1 pseudogene is annotated in these 907 nt (G+C 39.9%); it reads right to left on the reverse strand.

Annotated elements, in window-relative coordinates:
- Positions 1-867: pseudogene (locus H8S17_RS16155) on the reverse strand (hypothetical protein); the annotation flags it as partial.
- Positions 868-907 lie beyond the last annotated feature (40 nt).

Consider the following 907-nt stretch of genomic DNA (forward strand, 5'->3'; position numbering starts at 1 on the left):
GTTTGCAAAAATCTTCACATACTCCGTTTCCGCATCATCCAGTGTCTTTCCTTCTGCCATGTCCTGCAACAATTCATCCACTGTGCGCCCGCCTTTGTATTGTTTTTCTTCCGGCAGACTTTCAAACTGCTTCTGGTGGAGTTTCTCCATTTCTTTTGTATAATTTTTCTCTGTATCCATCAGGACTTCATTATATTTGTCGAGGTATTCCCTCCAATTTTCATCTTTCCGGCTGTATGCACCGTGAAGGTTCCCGAATGCCGCCCTTATGGCATCGGTCTTTTCCTGTTCTTTATTTTCAGAAACCTTGAAACTGATTTTATAATAATCATCCGGGGAAACTTCTTCCCCATTTTTGTTTTCTATCTTGATACAATATTTATTGGTATTTGTATCCCAGTTCGGGATGGTCAGTGTTTTACGTCCTTCCCCGTCCCATTCTGCCTTTCCGACCTGATTGCCATATTCATCATATAAGGTGAGGTCATAATCACAGCCTTCCGGCATGTCCATGTATATTTGAACCCCAAAATAATTCTGTATGGTTCGATTAAATGGAATGGAAAAGTTATAGAAATCCACATCCTTTTTATCACTGAGATTTCCTTTCAGACTGCTGGTTTCGTCCTTAATCAGAAAATCCAGATCCAGAAACGTACTTCCCTTCTTCTTGTCCGAAACCTCATAAGTGGTATGCTGTCTGCGATAAGTGTCATTGCTGCCAAGTGTACAGGAATCTTCCTGAAGTGTCATATTTTTCTTCAGTTTTCCTTCAAAAAATGCCACTGTTTCCTTTCCAGACATGAAAAAAATCGGTTTTTGACGAAATGCCGCCCCATATGTAGAATGATTACTGTTTATTTCCATTTCTTATCCTTCCTCCCGAAAAATATCTTACCTGTATTCT

Source organism: Roseburia zhanii, from assembly GCF_014287635.1.
Taxonomy (GTDB): domain Bacteria; phylum Bacillota; class Clostridia; order Lachnospirales; family Lachnospiraceae; genus Roseburia_B; species Roseburia_B zhanii.